General features: G+C 37.9%; 17 protein-coding genes, 2 tRNA genes and 2 pseudogenes. 7 read left to right on the forward strand and 14 right to left on the reverse strand.

Annotated elements, in window-relative coordinates:
- Nucleotides 1-259, reverse strand: a pseudogene (locus FJR38_RS07540) (SAM-dependent methyltransferase); the annotation flags it as partial.
- A gap of 246 nt (nucleotides 260-505) precedes the next feature.
- Between FJR38_RS07540 and FJR38_RS07545 the strand changes: the two are divergent.
- Entirely contained in the window at nucleotides 506-781 is a 276-nt protein-coding gene (locus FJR38_RS07545) for a hypothetical protein (protein ID WP_168493093.1), read from the forward strand.
- On the opposite strand, the pseudogene FJR38_RS07550 reads toward FJR38_RS07545, so the two are convergent.
- Nucleotides 778-3,776: pseudogene (locus FJR38_RS07550) on the reverse strand (filamentous hemagglutinin N-terminal domain-containing protein). The gene FJR38_RS07545 and the pseudogene FJR38_RS07550 overlap by 4 nt on opposite strands.
- A 3-nt stretch (nucleotides 3,777-3,779) precedes the next feature.
- Nucleotides 3,780-5,501 carry a ShlB/FhaC/HecB family hemolysin secretion/activation protein gene (locus FJR38_RS07555; RefSeq protein WP_168493097.1) on the reverse strand — a complete coding sequence of 574 codons (1,722 nt, stop codon included), beginning with the start codon at nucleotides 5,499-5,501 and terminating at the stop codon, nucleotides 3,780-3,782.
- A 168-nt stretch (nucleotides 5,502-5,669) separates the two neighbouring features.
- Between FJR38_RS07555 and FJR38_RS07560 the strand changes: the two genes are divergently transcribed.
- Together FJR38_RS07560 and FJR38_RS07565 are read left to right on the forward strand one after the other, a co-directional pair.
- A complete protein-coding gene (locus FJR38_RS07560) occupies nucleotides 5,670-6,593 on the forward strand; it encodes a LysR family transcriptional regulator (protein WP_168493099.1) in 924 nt (307 codons plus the stop codon).
- A 191-nt stretch (nucleotides 6,594-6,784) separates the two neighbouring features.
- Nucleotides 6,785-7,822 (forward strand): anthranilate phosphoribosyltransferase family protein, encoded by a 1,038-nt coding sequence (locus FJR38_RS07565; protein ID WP_168493101.1) that lies wholly within the window; start codon nucleotides 6,785-6,787, stop codon nucleotides 7,820-7,822.
- A gap of 37 nt (nucleotides 7,823-7,859) precedes the next feature.
- Here FJR38_RS07565 and FJR38_RS07570 read toward each other — a convergent pair whose 3' ends face one another.
- From FJR38_RS07570 to FJR38_RS07610, 9 genes are all read right to left on the reverse strand, one after another.
- The gene (locus FJR38_RS07570; protein ID WP_168493103.1) at nucleotides 7,860-8,762 is read right to left on the reverse strand and encodes an MBL fold metallo-hydrolase; all 903 of its coding nucleotides are present in this window, start codon (nucleotides 8,760-8,762) and stop codon (nucleotides 7,860-7,862) included.
- 11 nt (nucleotides 8,763-8,773) lie between these two features.
- Complete coding sequence (panD, locus tag FJR38_RS07575) at nucleotides 8,774-9,157, reverse strand: aspartate 1-decarboxylase (protein ID WP_168493104.1); 384 nt, start codon at nucleotides 9,155-9,157, stop codon at nucleotides 8,774-8,776.
- A gap of 208 nt (nucleotides 9,158-9,365) precedes the next feature.
- Entirely contained in the window at nucleotides 9,366-9,881 is a 516-nt protein-coding gene (locus tag FJR38_RS07580; RefSeq protein ID WP_168493106.1) for an inorganic diphosphatase, read from the reverse strand.
- Nucleotides 9,882-10,069: 188 nt separating this feature from the next.
- Nucleotides 10,070-10,258, reverse strand: a complete 189-nt coding sequence (locus tag FJR38_RS07585; protein ID WP_168493108.1) for a hypothetical protein — start codon at nucleotides 10,256-10,258, stop codon at nucleotides 10,070-10,072.
- A gap of 167 nt (nucleotides 10,259-10,425) precedes the next feature.
- Nucleotides 10,426-11,244: a DUF4231 domain-containing protein gene (locus FJR38_RS07590; protein WP_168536243.1), complete on the reverse strand. Its 819-nt coding sequence runs from the start codon at nucleotides 11,242-11,244 to the stop codon at nucleotides 10,426-10,428.
- A 647-nt stretch (nucleotides 11,245-11,891) separates the two neighbouring features.
- Nucleotides 11,892-13,316 (reverse strand): hypothetical protein, encoded by a 1,425-nt coding sequence (locus FJR38_RS07595; RefSeq protein WP_168493217.1) that lies wholly within the window; start codon nucleotides 13,314-13,316, stop codon nucleotides 11,892-11,894.
- A 577-nt stretch (nucleotides 13,317-13,893) separates the two neighbouring features.
- Nucleotides 13,894-13,977, reverse strand: a tRNA-Leu gene (locus tag FJR38_RS07600).
- A gap of 103 nt (nucleotides 13,978-14,080) precedes the next feature.
- Nucleotides 14,081-14,956, reverse strand: coding sequence for a M48 family metallopeptidase (locus FJR38_RS07605; RefSeq protein WP_168493112.1), 876 nt, complete (start codon nucleotides 14,954-14,956; stop codon nucleotides 14,081-14,083).
- A gap of 194 nt (nucleotides 14,957-15,150) precedes the next feature.
- Nucleotides 15,151-16,347 (reverse strand): leucine-rich repeat domain-containing protein, encoded by a 1,197-nt coding sequence (locus FJR38_RS07610; protein WP_168536245.1) that lies wholly within the window; start codon nucleotides 16,345-16,347, stop codon nucleotides 15,151-15,153.
- 123 nt (nucleotides 16,348-16,470) lie between these two features.
- Between FJR38_RS07610 and FJR38_RS07615 the strand changes: the two genes are divergently transcribed.
- The gene (locus FJR38_RS07615; protein WP_168536247.1) at nucleotides 16,471-19,299 is read left to right on the forward strand and encodes a CHAT domain-containing protein; all 2,829 of its coding nucleotides are present in this window, start codon (nucleotides 16,471-16,473) and stop codon (nucleotides 19,297-19,299) included.
- Nucleotides 19,300-19,480: 181 nt separating this feature from the next.
- Here FJR38_RS07615 and murA read toward each other — a convergent pair whose 3' ends face one another.
- Nucleotides 19,481-20,800, reverse strand: coding sequence for a UDP-N-acetylglucosamine 1-carboxyvinyltransferase (murA, locus tag FJR38_RS07620; protein WP_168536454.1), 1,320 nt, complete (start codon nucleotides 20,798-20,800; stop codon nucleotides 19,481-19,483).
- Between the two features lie 344 nt (nucleotides 20,801-21,144).
- On the opposite strand from murA, the gene FJR38_RS07625 reads away from it, so the two are divergent.
- Together FJR38_RS07625 and FJR38_RS07630 are read left to right on the forward strand one after the other, a co-directional pair.
- Nucleotides 21,145-21,226: transfer RNA gene (locus FJR38_RS07625), tRNA-Leu, on the forward strand.
- 55 nt (nucleotides 21,227-21,281) lie between these two features.
- Nucleotides 21,282-22,064 carry an RNA methyltransferase gene (locus FJR38_RS07630; protein WP_168536249.1) on the forward strand — a complete coding sequence of 261 codons (783 nt, stop codon included), beginning with the start codon at nucleotides 21,282-21,284 and terminating at the stop codon, nucleotides 22,062-22,064.
- Nucleotides 22,065-22,074: 10 nt separating this feature from the next.
- On the opposite strand, the gene FJR38_RS07635 is transcribed toward FJR38_RS07630, so the two are convergent.
- Complete coding sequence (locus tag FJR38_RS07635) at nucleotides 22,075-22,317, reverse strand: hypothetical protein (protein ID WP_168536251.1); 243 nt, start codon at nucleotides 22,315-22,317, stop codon at nucleotides 22,075-22,077.
- A gap of 128 nt (nucleotides 22,318-22,445) precedes the next feature.
- Here FJR38_RS07635 and FJR38_RS07640 point away from each other — a divergent pair, with 128 nt between their 5' ends.
- Nucleotides 22,446-23,036 carry a thermonuclease family protein gene (locus tag FJR38_RS07640; RefSeq protein WP_168536253.1) on the forward strand — a complete coding sequence of 197 codons (591 nt, stop codon included), beginning with the start codon at nucleotides 22,446-22,448 and terminating at the stop codon, nucleotides 23,034-23,036.
- Nucleotides 23,037-23,496 lie beyond the last annotated feature (460 nt).

The following is a 23,496-nucleotide window of genomic DNA, read 5'->3' on the forward strand; positions in this document are numbered from 1 at the left end:
TTAATACCCATTCGTAGGGTACAAGCAGAGATGGAAAATACTTAAAAAAGACAGGCATACAACTATCAAACAGCGATCGCAATACAGAATCAGGTACTTCTAATCCGTTGATATAAGACTCTGCTACTGCCATTTGCATAGTGTTCACTGCACTGACGGAGAGACGAGTTGCTCGGTAAGCCACTGGACTTTTTTTAGAAATATCTCCCACAATGGGAATATGTTTTTCAAAGTTTTGTAAAATTGTTGATGAAGTCATATTATCTTCCAAACTTTATTGAAAAAAATTTCGGACAAGGGAAAAGAATATTTAGTTTAATTTGATTGCTGATTTATTAAGAGATGATTATTAAGCTTAATAGTTCTTTTTCCTCAATAGCAATCTATCCACAGAGTGAGATTCAGGTATGTATTACTCATAGGACAAGTCCTATCAGAGGATAGAAAACTTATGAGAAACTAAAAGCTAGTGTTATGGAATCACTTCTTCAAAAGGTACAAATCCATGACATCGAAGACATCAAAAACATCAAAAACATCAAAGGGATCAAAAACTCCTCCAGATCAGCGAGAAAATCAGGCTCGAAATGAACCACAAGATAACCCAGGAATGGAGACGACTGTACCAACTACAGAAGAGGGTGATACTCCTATGGATGAAAGATATCGCATGACTGGTCAAGAATCGGGTAGTGATGTTCGTCCTGGTGCTGAAGCGGAATCGGCAGGGGCTGCTGTGACAAGACCTGGACTTCCCAACCAAGGAACAGAGTCTCGTTAATGCGGCTGACAATGAGATAAAGGTCGCCAATCACGTTGAGAAAATTGCCCGGTCGGTTCATAAGCCAAAAGCGTTACTTCTTCTTGAGCATTTATCATCCAACCTTTTGCGGGGATTGGTAATTGGTGATTGGTGACTTGCCCTGAGCGTAGCCGAAGGGTTGGTGATTGGTTATGGGTAATTATTTCTCTCTTCCTGCTGTCACCTGTTACCTGTTCCCTGTCACCTTCTGCTTCTATCCAAGCAAACTGCTGAGAATTACTGCTGAGAGCGTCATTTGGACTTGGTGGTACTCCTCCGCGACCAGTGATAGAAAACTCACTTCCTGCTCCTCTTGTGCAGGGATTAGCAGCAATTAAAGTGTTAGGATCAACTACATTTTGCGGTATTTCTACCAAACCCTGGGCGGGATTTACCCCAGAAGTGCTAAAGGTAACAGTCCCTTGTAAAGACGGTCCTGATACTTGGGAAAAAGCGGCGATATCACTGGTAATCAGCAAGGATGTGGGACTTACTTGTAACGCTGTAAATTCGGCATCTGTTAGCCCTAGACGCTCTCTGACTTGTTCTCGACTAACGGCTGTAAAACCAAAGATATAGGGGACATTGACTGTAACTTTGCCACCTTGGGCTGTCCGCGCATTGGCTGTGATGTCGCTATTTTCTTGGGGAAATGCTAAAAGAATCTCGCTATTGATATTTATGTTACCACCGTCAGAACTACCCGCATCAGTGGTAATTGTACTGGCTCGACGTAACTGTACATCTTTGGCTGTGATATTAATGTTTCCCCCACCACCTGCATCCGTACTACCATTAATACTACCTTGATTATTGAGAGCGATCGCCTCAGCAATAATATTAATACTCCCAGCAGTCCCTGTTCCTAAAGCCTGAACATTGATTGTAGATTCATTTTGGACAAGCAATTGTTGAATATTCAAATTTAATGAACCTGCATTTGCTGTAGCTTGGGGATTAATAAACTCACCCACAATCCCCACAGAAGCTTGAATTCTACTATTTAATCCCTCTCCATTCTCACTCCCTAAAAGTTGTACACGCCCAGCATCAATGGTAATATTTCCGGCATCACCTGTACCGAAAGAAGCCGCCGAAATTATCCCCCCATTCTCCAGAGTCAACATCGGTGTAGAAAGGTAAATATCACCTCCTCTACTGTTGGTGTAAGTATCTGTACTGAGGAAACTAATACTCCGGCCTCCATTAGCCAAAACCCCAGACACACCCGCTAATTCTACTAATTCTGTCGCCCTAATTGTTAAATTACCTCCAGGTCCCCCCGTCGGATTGAGCAGAATATTACCGATAGCCACACCACTACTTAAGGTAATTCCCGCGCCATCAGATACCAGTAATCGTTTAGTATCAATGGTAATATCTCCAGCTTTGCTAGTTGCACCAAAGGAAGTTGTTCCAATCAGGGTTTGTGATACACTTCCAGCCGGAGTACGCAGTATTTCCACTGATTCAGAGGATTGAATATTGATATTTCCTGATGCTCCTTCACCCCGATTTAAGCTGGCCAAACTAGAACCATCACGCACTATTAACTGTTCTGAATTAATGAAAATATCTCCTCCTGTGCCGGTACTTCCCTGAAAAGTACCACTGTTAATTCCTGAACGGACTAATTCGACAACTTTGGCATTGATATTGAGTTTTCCGCCATTTTCAGGTCCATAAGTTCCACCTCCTATGACTGCTCCATTTTCTAAAAATAGATGACCAGTATCAATTGTGATGTCTCCAGCAGTTCCGCTACTAAAAGTATTATTACTTAAAACAACTGGGGAATCAAAAGGGTTTACTGTTCCCGTAATTAGAAACGTAGCTATCAAGGTTTGCAGACTAGAGAAGCCGACACCGCTGAGTTCCACAGCATCTTGAGCGCGGATGTTTACAGCCCCTCCAGCGCCACCAGCAAAGGTTGTAGTGGATATTTGTGATCCTGTCTGGGCGCGGAATTTTTGAGCATTGATATTTATGCCTTTTCCATCTAAATTTCCTAAAGTTAAAGCCAAAAGACGAGAACTATTTAAAAGAATATTATTACTTTTTAAATCTATTTTTCCACCACCAATACCGCTAGTATTAATCAGTGAATTATTGGTTATTTCAATATTGCCAAAATCCTGAATATTGTCATAATTGAAAGTTGAATTTTCTGGGGTTAATGTCAAATTAACTAAACCTGGACTTGTCGCACTACCTAAAATAATTTGTCCGTTATTAGCAGTTAAATTACCATGATCAAGTTGAACATTCCCACCAATTAAAGCCAAAGTTTTACCGTTGTCTACTGCTAAACCGAGATGATCTGATATGGGAATAGGTTGGGATACTGTTGGTAAATTTAATATTCCTGTTGCTTGTGATTGATTGATAATTGTCCCCGGATTTTCTCGAAATCTTAATCCAATAGGAATATTGACAGTTAATAAAGGTAGTTGAGGATTATGACTACTAAATTCAAAACCATTACTAAATACCAGACTATCGGCTGTAGAAGCAAAAAACGAACCACGCAAATCTAATCGAGCATTTTTTCCAAAAACAATTCCGTTGGGATTTAAGAAAATAAATTTGCATTTCCTAAAACTCCTAATGTTCCAAAAATATTACTAGGATTGCTACCTGTAACGCGGGTAAAGATATTTGTGATATTATTGGGATTTGTGAAATATGCTCCTCTACCTTCACCAATATTAAATTCTTGAAAACTATGAAATAGGCTAGAATCACGAATTGCTCCCCCTTCAATATGATCAGATAGTGAATTATTGATAATCCGGGAATTTTCTGAACCTAGAGTATTATCTGGGATAATTTGTGATAAGGCTGGGAAAGGAATAAGTAAATAAATAGAAATGAGTCTCACGCAAAGGCGCAAAGGCGCAAAGGAAGATTTCCACCTAAACTCTTGAATTCTCTCTGTGTCTCTGCGTCTCTGCGTGAAAAAAAATCTTTTCATAATTTAAAATAGAAAATAATTAATAGTGAAATAAAAACCTTGATCTTGTAAAGATTGATTATTTGCTTTTACGTCAATCAAAGGAATACCATAATCTAAACGAGCATTTAAGGTATCGCTCATTTGCCATATTATCCCTAAACCTGTACCCAGTAAACTATTTGATTGGGAATTTGCTTTTTCTCCAGTATGATTCCACCCGACTCCAAAATCAATAAAAGGAGCTATTTGGAAAATGCTGTTGATTTCTGGTAAACGTAAAATAGGCAAACGTATTTCGGCAGATGCGATCGCACTATTATCTGTTAAAATTAGATCTTGACGATATCCTCGCACACTTTTTGCACCACCAATTCCGATCTGTTCTAAGGATAATAATGAATCTGTAGATAGCTGAATATCAGAACGCAGAATTAACAAGGTTTCTGGTGCTAATAAACGCACATATTGTCCTTGTCCTCTCCAGGCGAAAAAACGACTGTCTGGGGCATTATTATTAACTGTAGCATTGAAAATATCTGTTCCTAGTGAAAATTGCGATCGCGCTGCGAAAACTTGACGCGGATTCCGTTGCACATATTCTTGAAAAAAGCGGAAAGCGGAAATACTGGTTTCTCCCTGATTATTCGCTCCTGGAGATAGGGGAAACCGTTCGTTTAATAGGGAAGTTTGGCTTTTTTGGCGGGAAAAAGTCAACCCTAAAGCTAGTTCTTGATTTGGTTTTTGAACAACAGGTTGACGATATGTAAGTTGGTATGTGCGTGATTTTCCGGTAATATCCAAGCGATTAAATGGCTGTTCAATAATGTTAGTATTGGTCAAATCTGCGGTAAATTCAATTGTGCCATTACGGGCATTGATAGGTAATGTATAACTACCATCAAAGGCATTACTACCATCACTGTTAGTATAAGATAAATTTAATCCATCTCCTAAACCTAGTAAATTGCTTTGATTAATCTTTATCCCTCGGCGTAAACTACCAACGCTGGGTGAACGATTGTTATCAGTAAATATTTCACTACTAAATGTATCCGCTTCTTTAACTCGCACTTGTAAGCGACTTTGCTGGGGACGAGTTCCTGGTTGGAGTTCGGCTGATATATTGGCAATTAAAGGGTTTAGTTGCAGTATTTGTAATGCTGCTAATAATCGGTTACGGTTGAGGGGTTTTTTTGTGGCAATTTCTAAGCGCGATCGCACATAATTGGAATTGAGGCGACGATTGCCAATGATCTGAATTTCGGTTAATTCTCCTTCAATAATCTGAATTTTTACCACTCCTCCAACTTTGGGAAAGGTTTGGTTAGCGGAAATTACCGCACCAGAATTAATGTATCCAGCTTCTATATATTTTTGCGCTATCGCTGTCTCTACCGCTATGAGTTCAGCAAAGGTGATTTCCCGGTCTGTAAAGGGCTTGGTGACTTCTGTAAGTTGGCGATCGCTAAAAGCAGTATTTCCCTGAAATTCAAAGCCTTCTACGCGAATTGTCCCCGGAATTTGTGGTGATATTTCCCCCGGTTGCAGTGTGGGTGGATTTGTATCCAGGGGAGACAGTGGAGACTGTTGGGGATTAACAGGAGTTAATTCTGGTGTTGTGGGAATAATTGGGTTAGGTAGTTGAGCGATATAATCAATAACTGCTGTTTTCGCTGGTTTACCCCATAACGTCAGCAGCGATACCACCGTTACCCCAAATAGTATTTTTACTCCATAGGTCATGTTTAGACGCTCTGCGGAACTTAAAATTAAAGAAAACTCTGAGCAAGTATTTTTGCTAATGTGATGATGTAAATTAAATACTGGATGAAAAATTAAATTAAATTCAAATTATACCGAGAAACCGTTAAATTAATAAAAGTTATAAATTTATACTTAGGCTATATCAAAATGCGTTTAGAGCAGTTGCAAGCCTTTTTGGCGATCGCTCAAAGTGGTAGTTTTCAACAAGCCGCAATAAAATGTGGTGTGACTCAATCTACTATCAGTAGGCAAATTCAGGGATTAGAAGCAGATTTAGGCATAGAACTATTTCATCGCAGCACCCATGCTAAATTAACTTTAGGGGGTGAACGTTTGCTGCCCCGTGTGCGTAAAATTTGCCAAGAATGGGAATCTGCTACACAAGAATTGACAGATTTAATGGGGGGAAAACAACCAGAATTATGTATTGCAGCTATTCATTCTGTCTGTGCTTCCTACTTACCACCAGTGTTACAAAAATTTTGCCATGATTATCCAGAAGTACAATTGAGAGTAACATCATTAGGAAGCGATCGCTCTCTGAAAGTTCTCAAAGATGGATTAGTAGATTTAGCAATTGTTATGCACAATCGCTTCTTAATGTCTGGCAAAGAAATGGCCGTAGAAGTCCTATATGATGAACCCATAGAAGTCCTCACCGCAGCAAATCATCCCCTAGCTGAATATGAATCTATCCCTTGGTTGGAGTTAATTCGTTATCCCCAAGTAGTATTTAAAGATGGCTATGGAATGCAACGTCTGATTCAAGATCGATTTGAACAGATGGAAGCTACCTTAAAAGCAGCCTTAGAAGTCAATACTCTCGATGCTTTTCGGGGAGTAGTTCGTCAAGGAGAACTGATTGCTTTACTCCCCCAGTCAGCATTAATAGAAGCTAGATATGATCCCACCCTTGCAGTTCGTCCCCTAGCCAATAATAGTAATTTAACTGATCATTCCAGTTTAACCCGTCGGGTAGTCATGGTAACAACTCAAGATCGTCTTCAGATTCCTCCTATTCAACATTTTTGGCAACTTGTTAAGGATAATATTCCTGCAATTCAAAATTAAAGAAATACGCGCTATTAACTAAGTAACTAGACAAAAATAAATCAAACTAGATTAAGTAATGTAAAAAAATATTGAGATGACTTGGTAGTAAGGGCTTCAGCCCTTAAATGAGGACTAAAGTCCTCACTACAAGGAATTATTCAGTCCGTTCTACTTATTGCCTTTTTCCACTGACAACTGACAACTGACAAATGACACATAAATTTAGAGAATTTATTCAAAAAGTAGGTAGTGGTAGTCATACTTCCGAAAATTTAACTCGCGCTGAATCTGGTATTGCTACAAAAATGATGTTATTAGGTGAAGCGACACCCGCCCAAATTGGTGCGTTTTTAATCGCTCATCGTATTAAACGTCCGACTGGGGAAGAGTTAGCGGGGATGTTAGATGCTTATGATGAACTTGGTCCCAAATTGCAACCAATCGCACAACCTGTGATCGTTTTAGGGATACCCTATGATGGCAGAACCCGCACCGCACCAATTAATGTAATTACGTCTTTGTTATTAGCTGCTGCGGGACAACCTGTAATTATGCACGGGAGCGATCGCTTACCAACAAAGTATGGTTTACCTATAATCGAGATTTGGCAAGGTTTAGGAGCAGATTGGACTAGTTTAACACTGACAAAAACTCAACAGGTTTTTGAAGAAACAGGAATTGGCTTTATTTACACACCAAAGCATTTTCCTTTAAATCAAACTTTATGGGAATATCGGGAGCAATTGGGAAAACGTCCACCATTAGCAACAATGGAGTTAATTTGGTGTCCCTATATGGGTGATGCTCATATTATTGCTGGTTTTGTTCACCCCCCAACCGAAGCCATGTTTCAGGAGGCTCTAGGGTTACGTGGGGTTACGAAATTTGCCTTTGTGAAGGGATTAGAAGGCAGTTGTGATTTACCACGCGATCGCACTGCTATTATCGGCTTATCTTCACCAAATCCAGCAGAATTAACTCGGCTACAACTTTCACCCCGTGAATATGGCTTTACAACTAAAAATGTTCCTCTTACTACCACAGAAGAACTTATCAAGGATATGCAAGGGGTTCTCAGGGGAACAGAAAGCGAATTGACGCAAACAGCCCTATGGAATGGTGGTTTTTATCTATGGCGGAGTGGAATCTGTCCCAATATGCAAGCTGGTATCAATCAAGCATCTGCATTAATTAGCAGTGGTTTAATAGCTGCTAAACTCCAACAAATCAAGATGTTGCTGGGTTAAATACATTACCCATTTGTTCTTAATTAAGGATTGCTAATCAATTAACACTTAATATCAGTCCTTCCCGTGCTAGTAATGCTTTGGGAAATACTGACTGAATTTCCGATTGAACATGATCAAGAAAATCATCATCATCATCAGGGTGGTGATGGGAAATTACTAACCGTTTTACTCCAGCCTCTTGAGCCATATTCACGGCTATTTTCCAAAATGATTCAGTAGCTTCATGCTTATTATTTGTAGGCGGAGTATAGTTGGCATTAGTAATCCATAAATCAGCATCTTCAATTATTTGTAAGATTCGTTTTTGCTCGTCTGAATCAATAATTTTGTGCAAATCCGTCGCATAAGCTACGTTGTAATCCCCCCAGTTCACTCGATAGCCAATGGAACGTTGAGTTTTATTAATTAATGCTGTTGTAATCTTGATATCTTTATTTAACTCAACTAATTTACCTGGAGTCAGATTATAAAATTCTAATGCTGACTGCATCACCTGTAAGGGATACGGAAAGTGAGGCTGGAGCATTTGATCACACAGGCATTGTTTAATTGATGCACCATTGGAGGCTGCTGTTCCATAGATATGAAAACAATTGCCGGAGATAAATGCCGGTGCGAAAAAAGGAAATCCCTGGATGCGATTAGATTGAGAATTAGTAAAAAATAAATGTGCTTCTAGAGGTTGCTCTAGTTCCTGCCAAATTCCTCCCAAAATGCGTAACCCAGTCCCGCCATCGAAAATTAAGCGTTTTCCGGCTACAGATATCTCCACACAGGCAGTATTACCACCATAGCGGCTGTTATGGGTGCTAGGAGTAGGAATTAATCCTCGTACACCCCAAAATTGCACCTGAAATGGTTCAGATTGACTGCTGGGCATGGGTCTTAGTTGTTCAGCAACATATATTTGAGAATCGGACAACTCAAAATTTGACATCTTCTTGAAAATTAGAGCTTACTAAGCAGATCATCGTAGTGCCGCACTTCTAATAACTGATTTTTTTCATCAACAATTACTACAGTAGGAGAGTAACATTTTAACTCTTCTATAGTAAACTGCCCGTAAGTCATTATGATCAAGCGATCGCCAATAATACCCAAACGTGCCGCCGCTCCATTCAATTCAATAGCTCCTGAATTAGCGGGAGCAGGGATAGCATAAGTAATAAAACGCTCACCATTGGCAATGTTCACTACTTGTACTTGCTCGTAGGGGAATATACCAGCTTTTTTCAAGAGGATCTCGTCAATGCTGATACTACCCACATAGTTGATATTGGCTGCTGTGAGAGTACAGTTATGAATTTTTGCCAACAAAAGAGTGCGCTGCATTTTGTTTTGTTTTGTTTTGCAACCTGGGAAAGTTTGTGGAATTATAGCAATTGCTAAGAGGGTTATGACATCAACTGATGATTGATTAAACCTAAATATCAAAGGACTGTTATACTTCTGTCGCTGGCTATAAATCCGTAAGTTTCTACTGATTGTTACATAGTAATTAGTTTTATGGGTAATGGTCATGATCCATTACCCATATCTATTATGCTTTAGCAGCAGCTTTGATGAACTTTTCTACTAAGGGTGCTACCTTGTCCACATCTTGCCAACCGAGAATTTGCGTCACCTTTTTTTCCAAATTTTTATAACTACGGAAAAATTCGGCAATTTCCTCTAATCGGTGAGGAGATATGTCTTTGAGCGATTTTACATGAGCATAGCGGGGATCTTTATCGGGAACACAAAGAATTTTTTCGTCGCGATCGCCACCATCAATCATTTCCAGAAAACCAACTGGTCTGGCGGCGATGACGCAACCGGGAAAGGTTGGTTCATCCATTATTACCATACCATCCAACGGATCGCCATCATCTGCTAAGGTATTAGGGATAAAACCATAGTCATAAGGATACTTGACAGAAGAATAGAGTACGCGATCTAGGGCAAATGCTTGTAAATCCTTATCGTATTCATATTTATTTTTACTTCCACCAGCAATTTCAATTAGGACATTAATCACGCCCGGTTTCGGTTGGGCAGGAATCAAAGATAAATCCACAATAAAACTCCTCTACTAAAACTGAATCAGCGGTAGCACACATTTTCGCTCCCAGTCTAAGATTTTAGGACAATTGTGGACTTCTTCCTCAAGAATCCTTTGTCAGATGATGTTGCTTAAACTATGTTAAGTTTTGTTTTTTAATCTATCATAAGTATTATTACTGGTTAAATAGCTAACATCTCAATTTAATCTCTATTGCTAGACAGATTATAGATTAGGGATGGCTGATTGATTTCCACATTGGGCGCAGAATAGTAGGCAATGATAAATACGGGTAAAGTCAGGGTGATAAGAGCGATCGCTGTTCCCACAATGTCTGCCAAGCGTTGGGAATATGTATCGGGAGAATTGGCAGACTGGCTGTTTAAATTCATACAAAGTTGCGGTTAAGTCAAATCACTAGTAGACAGGACTCTCCTAAAAAGAGTCTCTATTCTATTTTAACTATTTTTTGGCTATAAACCGGAATGTCAGTTATCCCTGACATTTTGGATTACTCTTAGCATTCGTAGGGGCGCAGGGTTTGCGCCCAAAATTTCCGCTATGCGGCTACTTTTTCTTCTTTTTCTTCTTTTTCTATTTTTTCTCCTTTTACTTCTTTGCTGGATTCTTCAGGTTTTGGAGTCTCTTGTTTTTCCTGCTCTGAATCCGTACTTTGTTGTACTTGTTGGAGGTGAATATTATTCACGTGATTAATAAATAGTTCGATAGCTTGACTTACCCTTTGTTGCTGTTTACCTTCCTCGGAAATATCATAACAACGATAAGCTGGGCTAATTCCCAAAATAAACTTTTCTTGTTCAGCTTCTAACAATTCCACTGCTTTATTAGCAGCCATCCAATTTTTTTCAAAAGGAAATGATGTCACTATACTAGCAACAATAGAAGCAATGGCTGGGCAAATTACAGGCAGCCATTTTAACCATGTTTGTCCCGCTTCCAACTTATCCACAAGCACTAAAATAGGTGTAATACCCGATAAAATTACTGTGGAAATTTGTAGAACATAGTAAAGAGTTCTAGCCAAGTCTCTAGAGCCTTTATAATCATCAATCAGTTCTTGACAATATTCTAAAGCCTTTGCTCTTGCTGGTAAAACTGTATTGTAATCCAAGGTAGTTCCATTACTTAACAAAGAAGTATAGAGTTCAGCCTTTTTAGATATCTCAGCTTTTTGTCCTTCCTTTTGAGCATTCTTTACTGATTGTCTATTGAAGAGAAACAACCCAATAGAAACAGTTAAAGCAACAGCCGCAGCAATTACATATTGTTGATTACTAGAATCAACATAAATGACCAGAACAGATGTCAGAGCAACTGCCACTAATAAATAATCAATTAATTTGAAAACAGACAACATTTTTCTCCTAGTGTATAACGTGAACTGGACTTGTCAAAAATTGAAAATCAGCGTTCAGATAATTAATTATTACCTGATATAGTCATCTAATTTGAGTCGTGAGAGCTTGCACAAACTCATGACATTGACTGGTGCTAGAAAAGAAGATGATTTTGGACAAATATTTTTTACAAACAACTCCGTATCTTACATGAAACTATGATTACTTACAAGTTGCTTAAATGGCAGTATCGCAGATCACGTAAGTATGTGATTAAATACCAATAATTGTCGGTTAAGCTAAAAACATTAAATTATAGGACTCCTATTTGATTCTTGAACGGAACTCGGTACACCTTTATATTCTCGAATCCTTTTGCTTCTTGCCTTCCTACGTAGGAAAATTCAGGAATCAAACCGGATTCCTAGAGGTAGGTTGGCGTTAAAAATTGTCGTTGGGGCAAGGCGGGGAGCAGGGGGAAAAAGAGTTTCAGTCGTATTTACTTTTCTTCACACATTTTGATTAGAGACTTCCACTTACTTAATTGACAAAATTCAATTCATTTGTGAATTTTCTGGCGATGATAAATCACCACTACACAAACAAGGTTTCCAAACCCACCTGCGTGGGTTTTGTCTGTTTAGCTGCGACTTATAGTCGCCCAAACTTAATTATTAATTTTTAATTCCGCCCTGCTAGATGGTTCAATCCGCATCTTTCTAGTTTCTTCCAGAATTTTATCTATATCCTCTTGAGATAAACGTTGAATGTAGTTAATTTTGATTTCTTCTAAAAGATCATTCAGCAAACTTTGAATTTCTACCAACACTTGTTTTTGCAAAATTTCCGAAGAGAATGCAGTTGTAAATTTTTCTATTAGCTGATTAGAAAGTTTTGCTGCCACAGGATCTTTAATGGTACTAACTAAAGCACTATAAATATTAGTAGTAATTTGTGTAGCTAGTTGTTCACTAATTTGTGTTTGTGCTTTTCCTACACCTGGTAACATGAGAATATTTTTATAGCCTGGTAATTGCTGACAAGCAACTTCAATATTATGGCACAAAATCGCATTTACTTCTGGTTGAATTTTTGGTAATACTTGATTAACAACAGTTTTAATTAACAATCCAGTAATTGCTTCTACTTCATTGATATTATTAATGTCTATATAAGAACGCACATTATCTGACTGTAATAGCCAGCGTGTAATTTCACCTCGTTTAATTGAGCCTTGAACTTGGTTAATTACTTGAACAACGACAATTTCTGTAATTTCTTCTGCAAAATTAGCAAGAATACCCTGATGAATTTGCCGTCTAACTACATAAAGATCAATTAACTTTGCCTGATCAAGTCGTATTGTAACTGGGATGATTCTTAACCATCGCCAAATGGGTATTAGTAAGAATAGATCATACCAACGCCACATAACTGCTTCTAACCAACTTAAGTGACTATATCTACGTTTGATTAAAAACGTCCTTACTAATAATTCTGTAGCGAATAGAAGTACAAATGGTAAATCAATTATCCAAAAATCATCGAACAATTCACCATTTTCACCAATTTTACGATAATAGTTTTTAGCAATTCCTGGGCGAATTTTTTGATTGAAAAAATATTTTTCCTGATCCCAATTGCGTTCAGATAAATATTCCTGACTCCAAAAAGTATTAAATGCACCTTTTGCAGATTCTTCTCCTATGTGTTCCCCCATTCGGTTTTTGATTTTTTCCAGAGTTCCACTCTTTCCCGCACTTGCAAAAGGATTAGTTTCAATCATCTCCGTGCTAAGACGGCGAAGTTCCGCCAACTTAGTTTTGACTTGAGGTGAGGTTAAACCTGTTTGGATTATCTGAGTTTCTAGTTCGTCTACTGCTTCTAGATATTGTTTTGTATCACGATGAGGTTCAATACCTTTAATTGGATCGTACAATTTAGTAATTTCAGGAACTCTGCGGAAGTAAAAATCTCGCCCTGGTATGTAACTTAAATCAAATAAAACTAACACTAGGTTGACGGTAGCAGTAATGGCCATTACTCTTTCAAACCATAGGTTTTTCCCCTGAAAAGTTTTTAATTTACTCATCATTTCTTATAAGTACCTACGTCGAAATATTTAGTTATTTTTGAACAGGAATAAAATTTCTGCGGGATTTATTTTTTGAACAGGTTTATTGATAACTACGATTTGAATCAGCAGCTATAGATTTCTGGTTAATCTCTAATAGAAATCTCCATAAATTAAATATGCGTCATCGAGTAGAGACGTTCCATGGAACGTCTCTACATTCTTTTTTACCAGATGTCTAATATTCCCACAAAGTTGAACATAGAAACCATCAGCACGTTTAACGATTTTAACCCTTTTCATTGATTTAATAGATCAATAAGTAGTCGTGCAAAATAAATTTTATATTTGGGAGAGGGAACAGGGAACACTTCGACAAGCTCAGTGCATCGCAGGGAACAGGGAACAGATAAGGAATACAGAGATTTTTGTTTGTTCCAAAAATGTTAAATTAATTTTGTCCAGGTACTTATGTTTGCCAAATTTAACAAATGGCGCAGGTTTGAATATCTCATTTATGCAAACATCAAAAGCCGCAAATACTTTTTTAAGTGTAAAAGTTATGTGCGGCTTTGTTATGTGTAATATTTACAAATGGGCAGGAGGAGAATCGAACTCCTATGACCTCACGGCCGCCGCATTTTGAGTGCGGTGCGTCTACCAATTCCGCCACCCGCCCTTGGGTGCAACTTTCTTATTATAGCCTATTTTTCTATTTTGGCAATAGGTATTTAGATTATTTTTGCCAAAAACAATATTTCGCTGCACCCTACTCTATTTACTTACCAATTGCGCCATCCACCGTTGGATAAAGTTGCACTCCCAGATTTTAATCCCTGATTTTGTAGTAAATTTTGGTACTCTGTGCTACTTGCCCAACGGTCAATTTCTCGCGCTCTTAGCACGGGGACAGGATGGGTTAGTTGGGCTGTTCGGGCGGATTTGACCATTTCCCCTAATTCTGTTTTGCTAATGTCATCATAGGCATGAGCTTGGGCAACAAAGGCCTCTAAATTAAGTTGGGGTGCTAAGGTGGGAGAACCGCCAGCTAATTTCATTAACACTGACATGACAACTTTAGGGTCTTGGGTAGCTAGTAAAGCGGCGCGATCGCAGGTAAACTCAGCACAACGTACCCATTCTAATAACTGTGACTGGATTGCTTGAGCCAAAATAGTACCGACATTTGGCACAATTGCCGCTGCGAGAATTAATAAATTCACTGGTGTTAAATACACACTATGATCACACTTGAGATGACCCAATTCATGGGCAATCACAGCTTGTATTTCTTCTGGGGTGAGGATATCAATTAAGGATGTGTGTATAACTACAAAAGGCTGTTTACCTCGCATGGCAAAGGTATAAGCGTTAGGGGCTGGATGTTGACGGACATACAACTGAGGCGGATCAACGTCTAAAATTTGACAGGCTTCTAATAATAATTTATGTAAGTGGGGTAGTTGTTTTTCTCCTACCAAAATACTAGAAGCGATATTTTCTACATAAAAAACCTGTTCTGCCATTGGACCTAGTAAATTTCGCACCATCATATCCAAACCAGGAATTTGCTTAAGAGTTTTAGTAGCTTCCAAGTCTAGGGTATGGCGAAATGAGTCAGCTTTTAAACCAATTAGCGGCGTTTTAACTAAAGACATAATTATGGTCATCAATAAAAAATATAATTCCCATAGCTAGTATAGCGATTGCACAAGGCAATAGTGGACAAAGATTATTTGGCGTTGCTGATTAAGAGTATGATTTTGTTTCACGCAGAGGCGCAGAGTCTACAGAGAGTAAGAGTTTGAAATCATTGATTTTTGAATTTCATACCCTAATTCAGCAACGCCGATTATTTAATACCGGGATTACCTTGGAAACTCACTTCTTCAAGATTAGTAAGTTTTGATAGGGGAGTGACATCTGTGATTTTGTTATAGTCAAGTTTCAGCCGAGTCAGGTTAGTTAGGTTTAATAAAGCACTAATATCTGTGATTTCGTTGTCTTCAAGTACAAGCTCAGTTAAATTTGTCAGTTTTGCTAAAGGGCTGACATCTTTGATTTTATTCAAACGCAATACTAGCAACGTCAAATTATTCAGTTTTCCTAAAGGGCTAACATCTGTAATTTGGTTGTAAGTAAGAATCAGACGATTTAAATTTTTTATGTTTCCTAAAGGGTTAACATCTTTAATTTTATTATCTTCTAAAAACAGAAGATTTAAGTTTGTTAATCTTGCCAAAGGACTTATATCCTCAATTTGATTACCTTCCAAATTCAGCCTTTTTAAATTTGTTAGATTTGCCAAAGGGCTTATATCTTTAATTTGATTGTAATTTAGCTGTAACCGAGTTAGTTTTGTCAGTCTCGCTAGAGAAGTAATATTTTTAATTTGGTTATCTTCCAAAAAAACTCCAGTCAAATTAATCAGATTCTGGAGAGAACTAATATCTGTAATTGAATTTTTACTGAGAATCAGCCAATTAAGATTAGTAAGTTTTGCTAGAGGGTTAATATCAATAACTTCATTATTATCTATAGATAAAGATTCTAGAGTTTTCAGTTCAGTTATGGCGCTAATATCTTTGATTTGGTTTCTACCCATAGTCAGAGACTTGAGGTTTTTAAGTTCTGCCAAGGGACTAATATCAATAAGTTTGTTATTGCCAATATTCAGCGATTTGAGCTTTTTTAATCCTGCTAAGGGGCTGAGGTCAAAAATTTCATTACTATTAAGATTTAAAGATTCTAAATTTGTTAATCCTGCTAAAGGACTTAAATCAACAATTTGCTGATTTCTCAGGTCAAGCTGAGTTAGATTTAACAATTTTTTAGCAGCAATATCACAATCATTAGTTGCTGCTTTTGCTAATAATAATTCTACTGTAATTCTGCCATCTGCTGATAAACTCGCTTGTTGACGACACAATTCAGTAAAAGAACTCCCCCGCTGAGGTTCAGAAGCTTGAGTAACGCCCCATGCACTGCATACCCACACACTCATCATCAGACCAACCGCACTGCTTAATTTCATAGTTAATATACTCATCTTTTGTATAGATTTTTTTCAAAATTTACCCTGTGTCTTACATCACCTGTTATGGTACTTATTATAGAACTATTAACTATGGATTTAGTTAATTTTTTAACATTCATTCATTAATTGATTCTCATGCGTAATCTATTCAGCCTCAGTTTTGTGACTCTGCTGTTTTCGGTAACTACTGCTGTTTTAACACATACCTGTAATTTTGCTCCTGTAGTTGCCCAGGAATTTAACAAACAAGATGAAAAAGCTCAAGCTGATAGGCTGTTTAGAGAAGCTTTTTATCTCTTTATTAATGGCAATAGATATAGAAATAATCATCAGAGAATTATCAGTAGTTTTGAAAAGGCTTTATTGGTTTATCAAAAGATAGGTGATCAAGCAGGTATTGCTAAAAGTCTTGACTATATAGCCTGGATTTATTATCTCAAAAAAGAATATCAACAAGCCTTGAATTATTATCAGCAAGTTTTACCAATTCAAAGACAATTAGGAGATGGTGATGGGGAAAAACAAACTCTCATTAAAATCATGAATATTTATAGTGAACAAAGTCGCCAACTTTTTGAACAAGGTGAATATGAAACAGCTTTAAATAAATTCCAAGAAGTTCTCAGTTTGAATAAAAAATTGGAACTGAAAATCGAAGAGGGTTTTACTCTCAACCAAATTGGCATGATTTACCATACCTTGGGAAAATATGAATCTGCTTTAGAATATTATCAAAAATCTTTATCAGTCCTGCAACAAGTTTCATCATACCCAGTAGAAAAAACTCCTTGGGTATGGACAGTTTTTTTCAACATGGGTGATATTTATCAATCATTAGGAGAATATGACCGAGCTTTAAGCACTTATCAACAAGCATTGAAATTAGCTCAAAAACACAGAATTGGCTCAGAAGTAAAAAATATTAATGCTATTGGGAATATTCATTATCGGTTGAAGAAATACGATTTAGCATTGGAATTTTATGAACAAGCTTTGTCAAAAGTCAAAGGAATTAAAAACAAAAAAGATAAAAAATTCCTGGAAGCATGGACTTTTCATAATATGGGGATTGTTTATTTAGATCAAGGTAAGTATGAATTATCTCTAAAATTTTTGCAGCAAGGTTTAACTATTGTCAAATCTTTAGGTGATAAGCTTTCCCAAGGTGTAATGTTAGATAGTGTTGGTAAAGTTTATTTTCAACAAGGCAAATATGAATCAGCATGGAATTCATATCAGCAATCTTTGATTATTGTGCAGGAAATCGGCCATAAAGCAGGTGAAGCTAAGGTACTAAATAATATTGGTTATTTACTAGAGAAACAAAATCAGCCAGAGTTAGCCATTGTGTTTTTTAAACAATCTGTGAATGTAAGAGAAGCAATTAGAAATAATATCAAAGGACTGCCACAAGAACAGCAACAATCATATACTGAAACTATTGCCGAAGATTATCGCCATTTAGCTGATTTATTTTTACAAAATAATCGAGTTTTAGAAGCACAACAGGTTCTAGATTTACTCAAAGTTCAGGAACTAGCAGATTATCTCAAAGACGTGCGGGGAAGTAATAATAATATTCAAGGTATAACAGAACGAACCCAAGAGCAGGAAATTAGAAAAGGTATTGCGGTAAAAATAGATCAAGCCATTTCTCAAGGTAAAGAACTCGCTCTGCTGGAAAATATTACTATCAATAAAAGAACAGAACAACAAAAACAGCGAATCATTGAATTAAGAAAAAGCGAACAAGAAATTACTAAACAGTTCGAGACATTTCTAAAAAGCCCACAAGTTCAAGAATGGATAGCTCAACTTCAGCAAACTTCCCAAGGACAAAGTTTTAATTTAAATGCTGATGCGACTACTTTGCAAGACAACCTCAGAAAAATTCAGCAAGATGCTGTAATTATCTATCCATTAGTGCTGGGCGATCGCTTGGAACTCATTTTAATTTCTCCTTACACTCCTCCATTACGTCGCACTGTTCCTGTAAAACGAGAAGAATTTAACCGAGTTATTGCTGAATTTCGTTCGACTGTCACAACGCCAACCCGCAATCCTAAAATTCCTGCTCAAAAGCTCTATAATTGGCTGATAAAGCCCTTGGAAGCTGACTTAGCTCAAGCAAAAACCAAAACCATTATTTACGCCCCTGATGGACAATTGCGTTATATTCCTTTAGCAGCACTGCATGATGGTAAGCAATGGCTAGTCGAACGCTTTCGCATCAATAATATAACTGCGATAAGTTTGACTGACCTCAACACTAAACCCCAAAATCAGTTAAATGTGTTAGCGGCTGCTTTTACCAAAGGCAACTATAGTTTTAAGGCAGGAGATCAGGAGTTTAACTTCTCTGGGTTGCCCTTTGCCGGTCGTGAAGTGGAAACTCTGGCTCAAACTATTCCTAACACGACAAAATTACTAGATGAGCAATTCACGAAAGATATTGTGTTCCAGATGAATGATTACTCTATCGTCCATCTAGCGACACACGCAGCATTTACCCTGGGACAACCGGAAGAATCGTTTATTTTGTTTGGTAATGGCGATCGCATTACCCTCCAAGATATCAAAAATTGGCGGTTGCCGAATGTTGATTTAGTCGTACTTTCAGCTTGTGCAACCGGATTAGGTGAGCGATTAGGAGACGGTAGGGAAATTCTCGGTTTTGGCTATCAGATGCAGCAAACAGGTGCAAGAGCGGCGATCGCTTCTTTATGGTCTGTAGATGATGGGGGTACACAAGTTTTGATGAATGCCTTTTATGCAGTTTTGAAACAGGGAAACATTACTAAAGCCGAAGCTTTGCGTCAAGCTCAAATAGCTCTGATTACTGGAAATTATGCAAATATAGGTCAGCAACGAGGTATCTCTGATAATTTACCGTCACAGATGAGTAATGAGCTAAGTCATCCTTTTTACTGGTCTCCATTTATTTTAGTTGGGAATGGATTGTGAAGCGATCGCACTCACCAAAAACAGCAAAAAAAGTAAATTAATAACGAAAGTTACCAACTTGATATTTCATTAACTGGTAAAATCCGCTATTACAAAAAAAAGGGAACAGATTATTTCCATTTCATGTTTTTAAACATGAGTTTTTTCTGTTTCCTGTTCCCTCTGAAACAATATCCTAACTCTAGATAGATACAGAAGCTGGTGGATTACTGTTGTTAGCCAGTAAATTTCCATCCTTTGATGCTTCATTTACACGGAGAATTTTTGCTCCTAGTTGCTGTAACTTCATATCTAGGCGATCATAGCCCCGATCTAAATGATGTAATCCTTGAATTGTGGTTGTTCCTGATGCAGCTAATCCTGCTAAAACTAAAGCTGCGGACGCTCTTAAATCTGTGCCTATGACTGGCGCACCCGACAACATGGATACTCCCCGAACAAAAGCAGTGTTACCTTTAACACGGATATCTGCCCCTAAACGGTTTAACTCGGAAGCATGACGCAGGCGATTTTCAAAGACTGATTCATTAATGATGCTATCACCTTCAGCCAATGTCAGTAAAGACATGAAAGGTGCTTGCATATCCGTGGGAAACCCTGGATGAGGTAAGGTATCAATATTAATGGCCTTGAGGGTTTTAGCTGGTAAGATGCGTAAACAGTCTTTTCCTTCCTCAACAATTGATACGCCAATCTCTTGTAACTTGGCAATGACTGGGATTAAATGATCAGGTATGACTGGGGATAGCAGCAGTTCAGAACGGGTTATTGCTCCAGCGATTAACAATGTCCCGGCCTCAATGCGATCAGGAATAATGGTATAATCAGTAGAGTGTAATTTAGGAACGCCGACTATAGTAATTGTACTTGTTCCTGCACCTTGAATTTTTGCTCCCATTGAGTTACAAAAGTTAGCTAAATCTACTACTTCTGGCTCTCTGGCAGAATTTTCCAGGATTGTTTCCCCGTCTGCTAGGGTAGCAGCCATCATTAAGGTTTCCGTCGCGCCGACACTGGGAGTATCTAAGTAGATTTTTGCTCCTTTTAATCTGCCATTGTTTCCGGGAACATAAGCATTACAAATACCATGTTCAATTTGCACTTCTGCGCCCATTGCTTGCAGTCCTCTGACGTGCAAATCTACTGGTCTAGCACCAATGGCACAACCCCCTGGTAAGGGCATCTGCGCTACTCCTAACCGTGCTAAAATTGGACCAATGGCAAAGAAACTTGCTCTTAATTGGGTAACAAGTTCATAAGGAGCTTTAGATGTGGTGATTTCCCTAGCATCAACATCTAATATATCCCCTTCTCTTTTTAGACGTAAGCCCAAAGCAGATAAAACTTGTCCCATCCGCTCTACGTCCGCTAATAAGGGAACGTTACGAATCCGACAATCACCGGAACACAGGAAAGTTCCTGCCATGATGACGAGGGCGGAATTTTTAGCCCCGCTAATTTTTACATGACCTCCCAAAGGATGCCCACCATAGATTTGCAAGACTGAGGAGTCTGCTTCTAATGAAGACTTGGCATCTGGTAAGCTGCTAGAAGAATTAATAAGCCTACCTCCAAAAAAATACGTAATTATAAAGTTTGATGTTGGTTTTGATTCTGCATTGACTATCATCTAGCTTGACGCTGGACGATTTTTCTCTAAGTTATCAAATCCCATAAAGTCGTTAGATTCTATCATGCAGTATGGCTGCTTGGATGGGAAACATGGGGATTGTTCAGATGTGAGAAAAATTTAAATCTAGCTTGTTATCTCGGTTGATAAGTTTTATCTTGACAATTTGAAACAGTTAGGTAATAATGATAAACTGTGAATAGAATTCGATGCCAGCGGAACTGGCGGAATTGGCAGACGCGCTAGATTCAGGTTCTAGTGCCGCAAGGCTTCCGGGTTCAAGTCCCGGGTTCCGCATATCAATATAACAATTTTGGATTAATGTCAAATCCGAAATTTAACATTTAAGATTGTGTTAACAAGTTTACAAAATTCCCTAGTTAAACAAATCCGGAAGTTGCACTCCGCTAAGGAGAGAAACAAGCAACAGCTATTTTTATTGGAAGGAACGCATTTGCTGGAGGAAGCTTGTGCGCTTGGTTATCCTTTAGATACGGTATGTTGTACTCTTCAATGGCAAATAACACATCCCCAATTGTGGGAAGTTGTTTGTAGTCAGTGCGATCGCGTAGAGGTTGTCAGTCCAGAAGTTTTAACAGCGATCGCTACCACTGTCAATCCTGATGGTATAGTAGCCATGGCTCAACGAGATGCACAACCAATCCAAATTCCTTTTTCTGGTTTAGTTCTGGCTTTAGAAACTGTCCAAGATCCTGGTAACTTGGGAACTATGATTCGCACAGCAGCCGCAGCAGGTGCATCAGGTTTGTGGTTGAGTGAAGATAGTGTAGATTTAGATAATCCTAAAGTTTTACGTGCTTCTGCTGGCCAATGGTTTCGATTGAATATGGCTGTCAGCGAGGATCTAAAAGCGACTGTTCAACAAAGTCAGCAAGCAGGAATGCAGGTAATAGCTACCTTACCAACCGCCGATTTAACTTATTGGCAAGTGGATTGGCGTAAACCTAGTTTAATATTATTGGGTAATGAAGGGGCGGGATTATCAGCAGATTTAGCCGCGTTAGCAGATATCCAAGTCAAAATTCCCCTGAATCCTGGGGTAGAATCATTAAATGTGGGAATAACTGCTGCTTTGATGTTATATGAAGCTCAAAGACAGAAAATGTCTAAATAATTTAAGTTAGTTATGGATTTTTGCTTTTATTTGTTTTTTGCTGTAAATACTGTTCAATATCAGCAACTGCATCCTCCCACGCATCCAAATCAATAATATCAGTATGTTTGCTGATGACTTGATGGAGAGAATCACTAGTATTTGATTCTGTCACCTCTTCATTATTAGCTTGAACAATATCTTTTAACTGATTTAGGGATTGCTGAAAATCTTGATCAGCAAAAGTACGTTGATGGTGCTGAATAGGTTTCATAATCTTTAGAGGAGAATCATGATTTAGATAGCTTGAGAAATTTAATACTATTATACGTATTGGCTGACAATTATTTAATCTGTATCAATTGTAAACATTAATAGGCTAAATTGCAAACTTAGTGAATTATGAATAAATTAATGCAACGAGGGTTAATTTGGCTAGGTATTGCTGCGATTTCTGTGAGTTTAATTGCGTGCGATAGCGAAAGCGCTGACCGAAGGTATCGCTTGTTTGCTCCTCAAGGGGATCTAGTTGAACGAATCAGTGATGGTGATACATTAGTATTAAGAAATGCAGATGGTCAAAAATTCACGGTGCGGTTTGCTTGTGTTGATGCACCAGAAATACCTCATTCTCAGAAAGAAAAGAACAGTAAAATTACTAAAGATGTAAATCAGTTTGCTTGGGGTGTGAAAGCACAAACACGGATAGAGCAACTAATTCAAGCCACAAATAATCGTGTAAAATTGAATATTACAGATAGCGATCGCTATGGTAGAAAAGTTGCAGAAGTCCGTTTACCAAATGGTACGTTTTTACAGCAAGTTTTGTTAGAAGAAGGGTTAGCTAAAGTATATCGTCCCTATTTAAGCAAATGTCCCAGTAAAGATATTATACAACAAGCCGAAACGCAAGCGAAACAGCAAAAAATTGGGATTTGGAGCGATCGCAAATTTGTTGATCCTTGGGATTATCGGAAAGCAAGTAAACGATAACTTTTCTGTTCAATACTTGTCAGTTAAGCTAAAAATATTAAATCAGGTTTGTTGGGTTTCCTTGCGTCAACCCAACCTACGACTCCTGTTGTATCCCACATTCCGCAGATGTAACTCAGATTATTGATATTTTTGAAAAATCCCAGCCAGGAAAATTTTATTTACCTAATTTTTCTGGTTGAGTTTAACTTTATCTACCAAAAAATAGAGAATATTACCGAAATTAATTTCGCTAGGTTTTAAAATAGATTCTCTCTCTCAATTAAAATAGTCATTTCGGCTTAAATAAACATGACAATTACAGCAAAAAATATTTTCACTCTTTTGCTAAAAAATTTCTATTTACTAAATTTTATCGATCACTATCTACATCTTTTTTGGTCTAATAAACATCTCATCAAAATAATTAGATAATATTTACTACAACTCCTTCCTAAATACCTGACAATCTTTTCACGTT

The organism is Anabaena sp. UHCC 0253, assembly GCF_009712085.1.
Lineage (GTDB): Bacteria > Cyanobacteriota > Cyanobacteriia > Cyanobacteriales > Nostocaceae > Dolichospermum.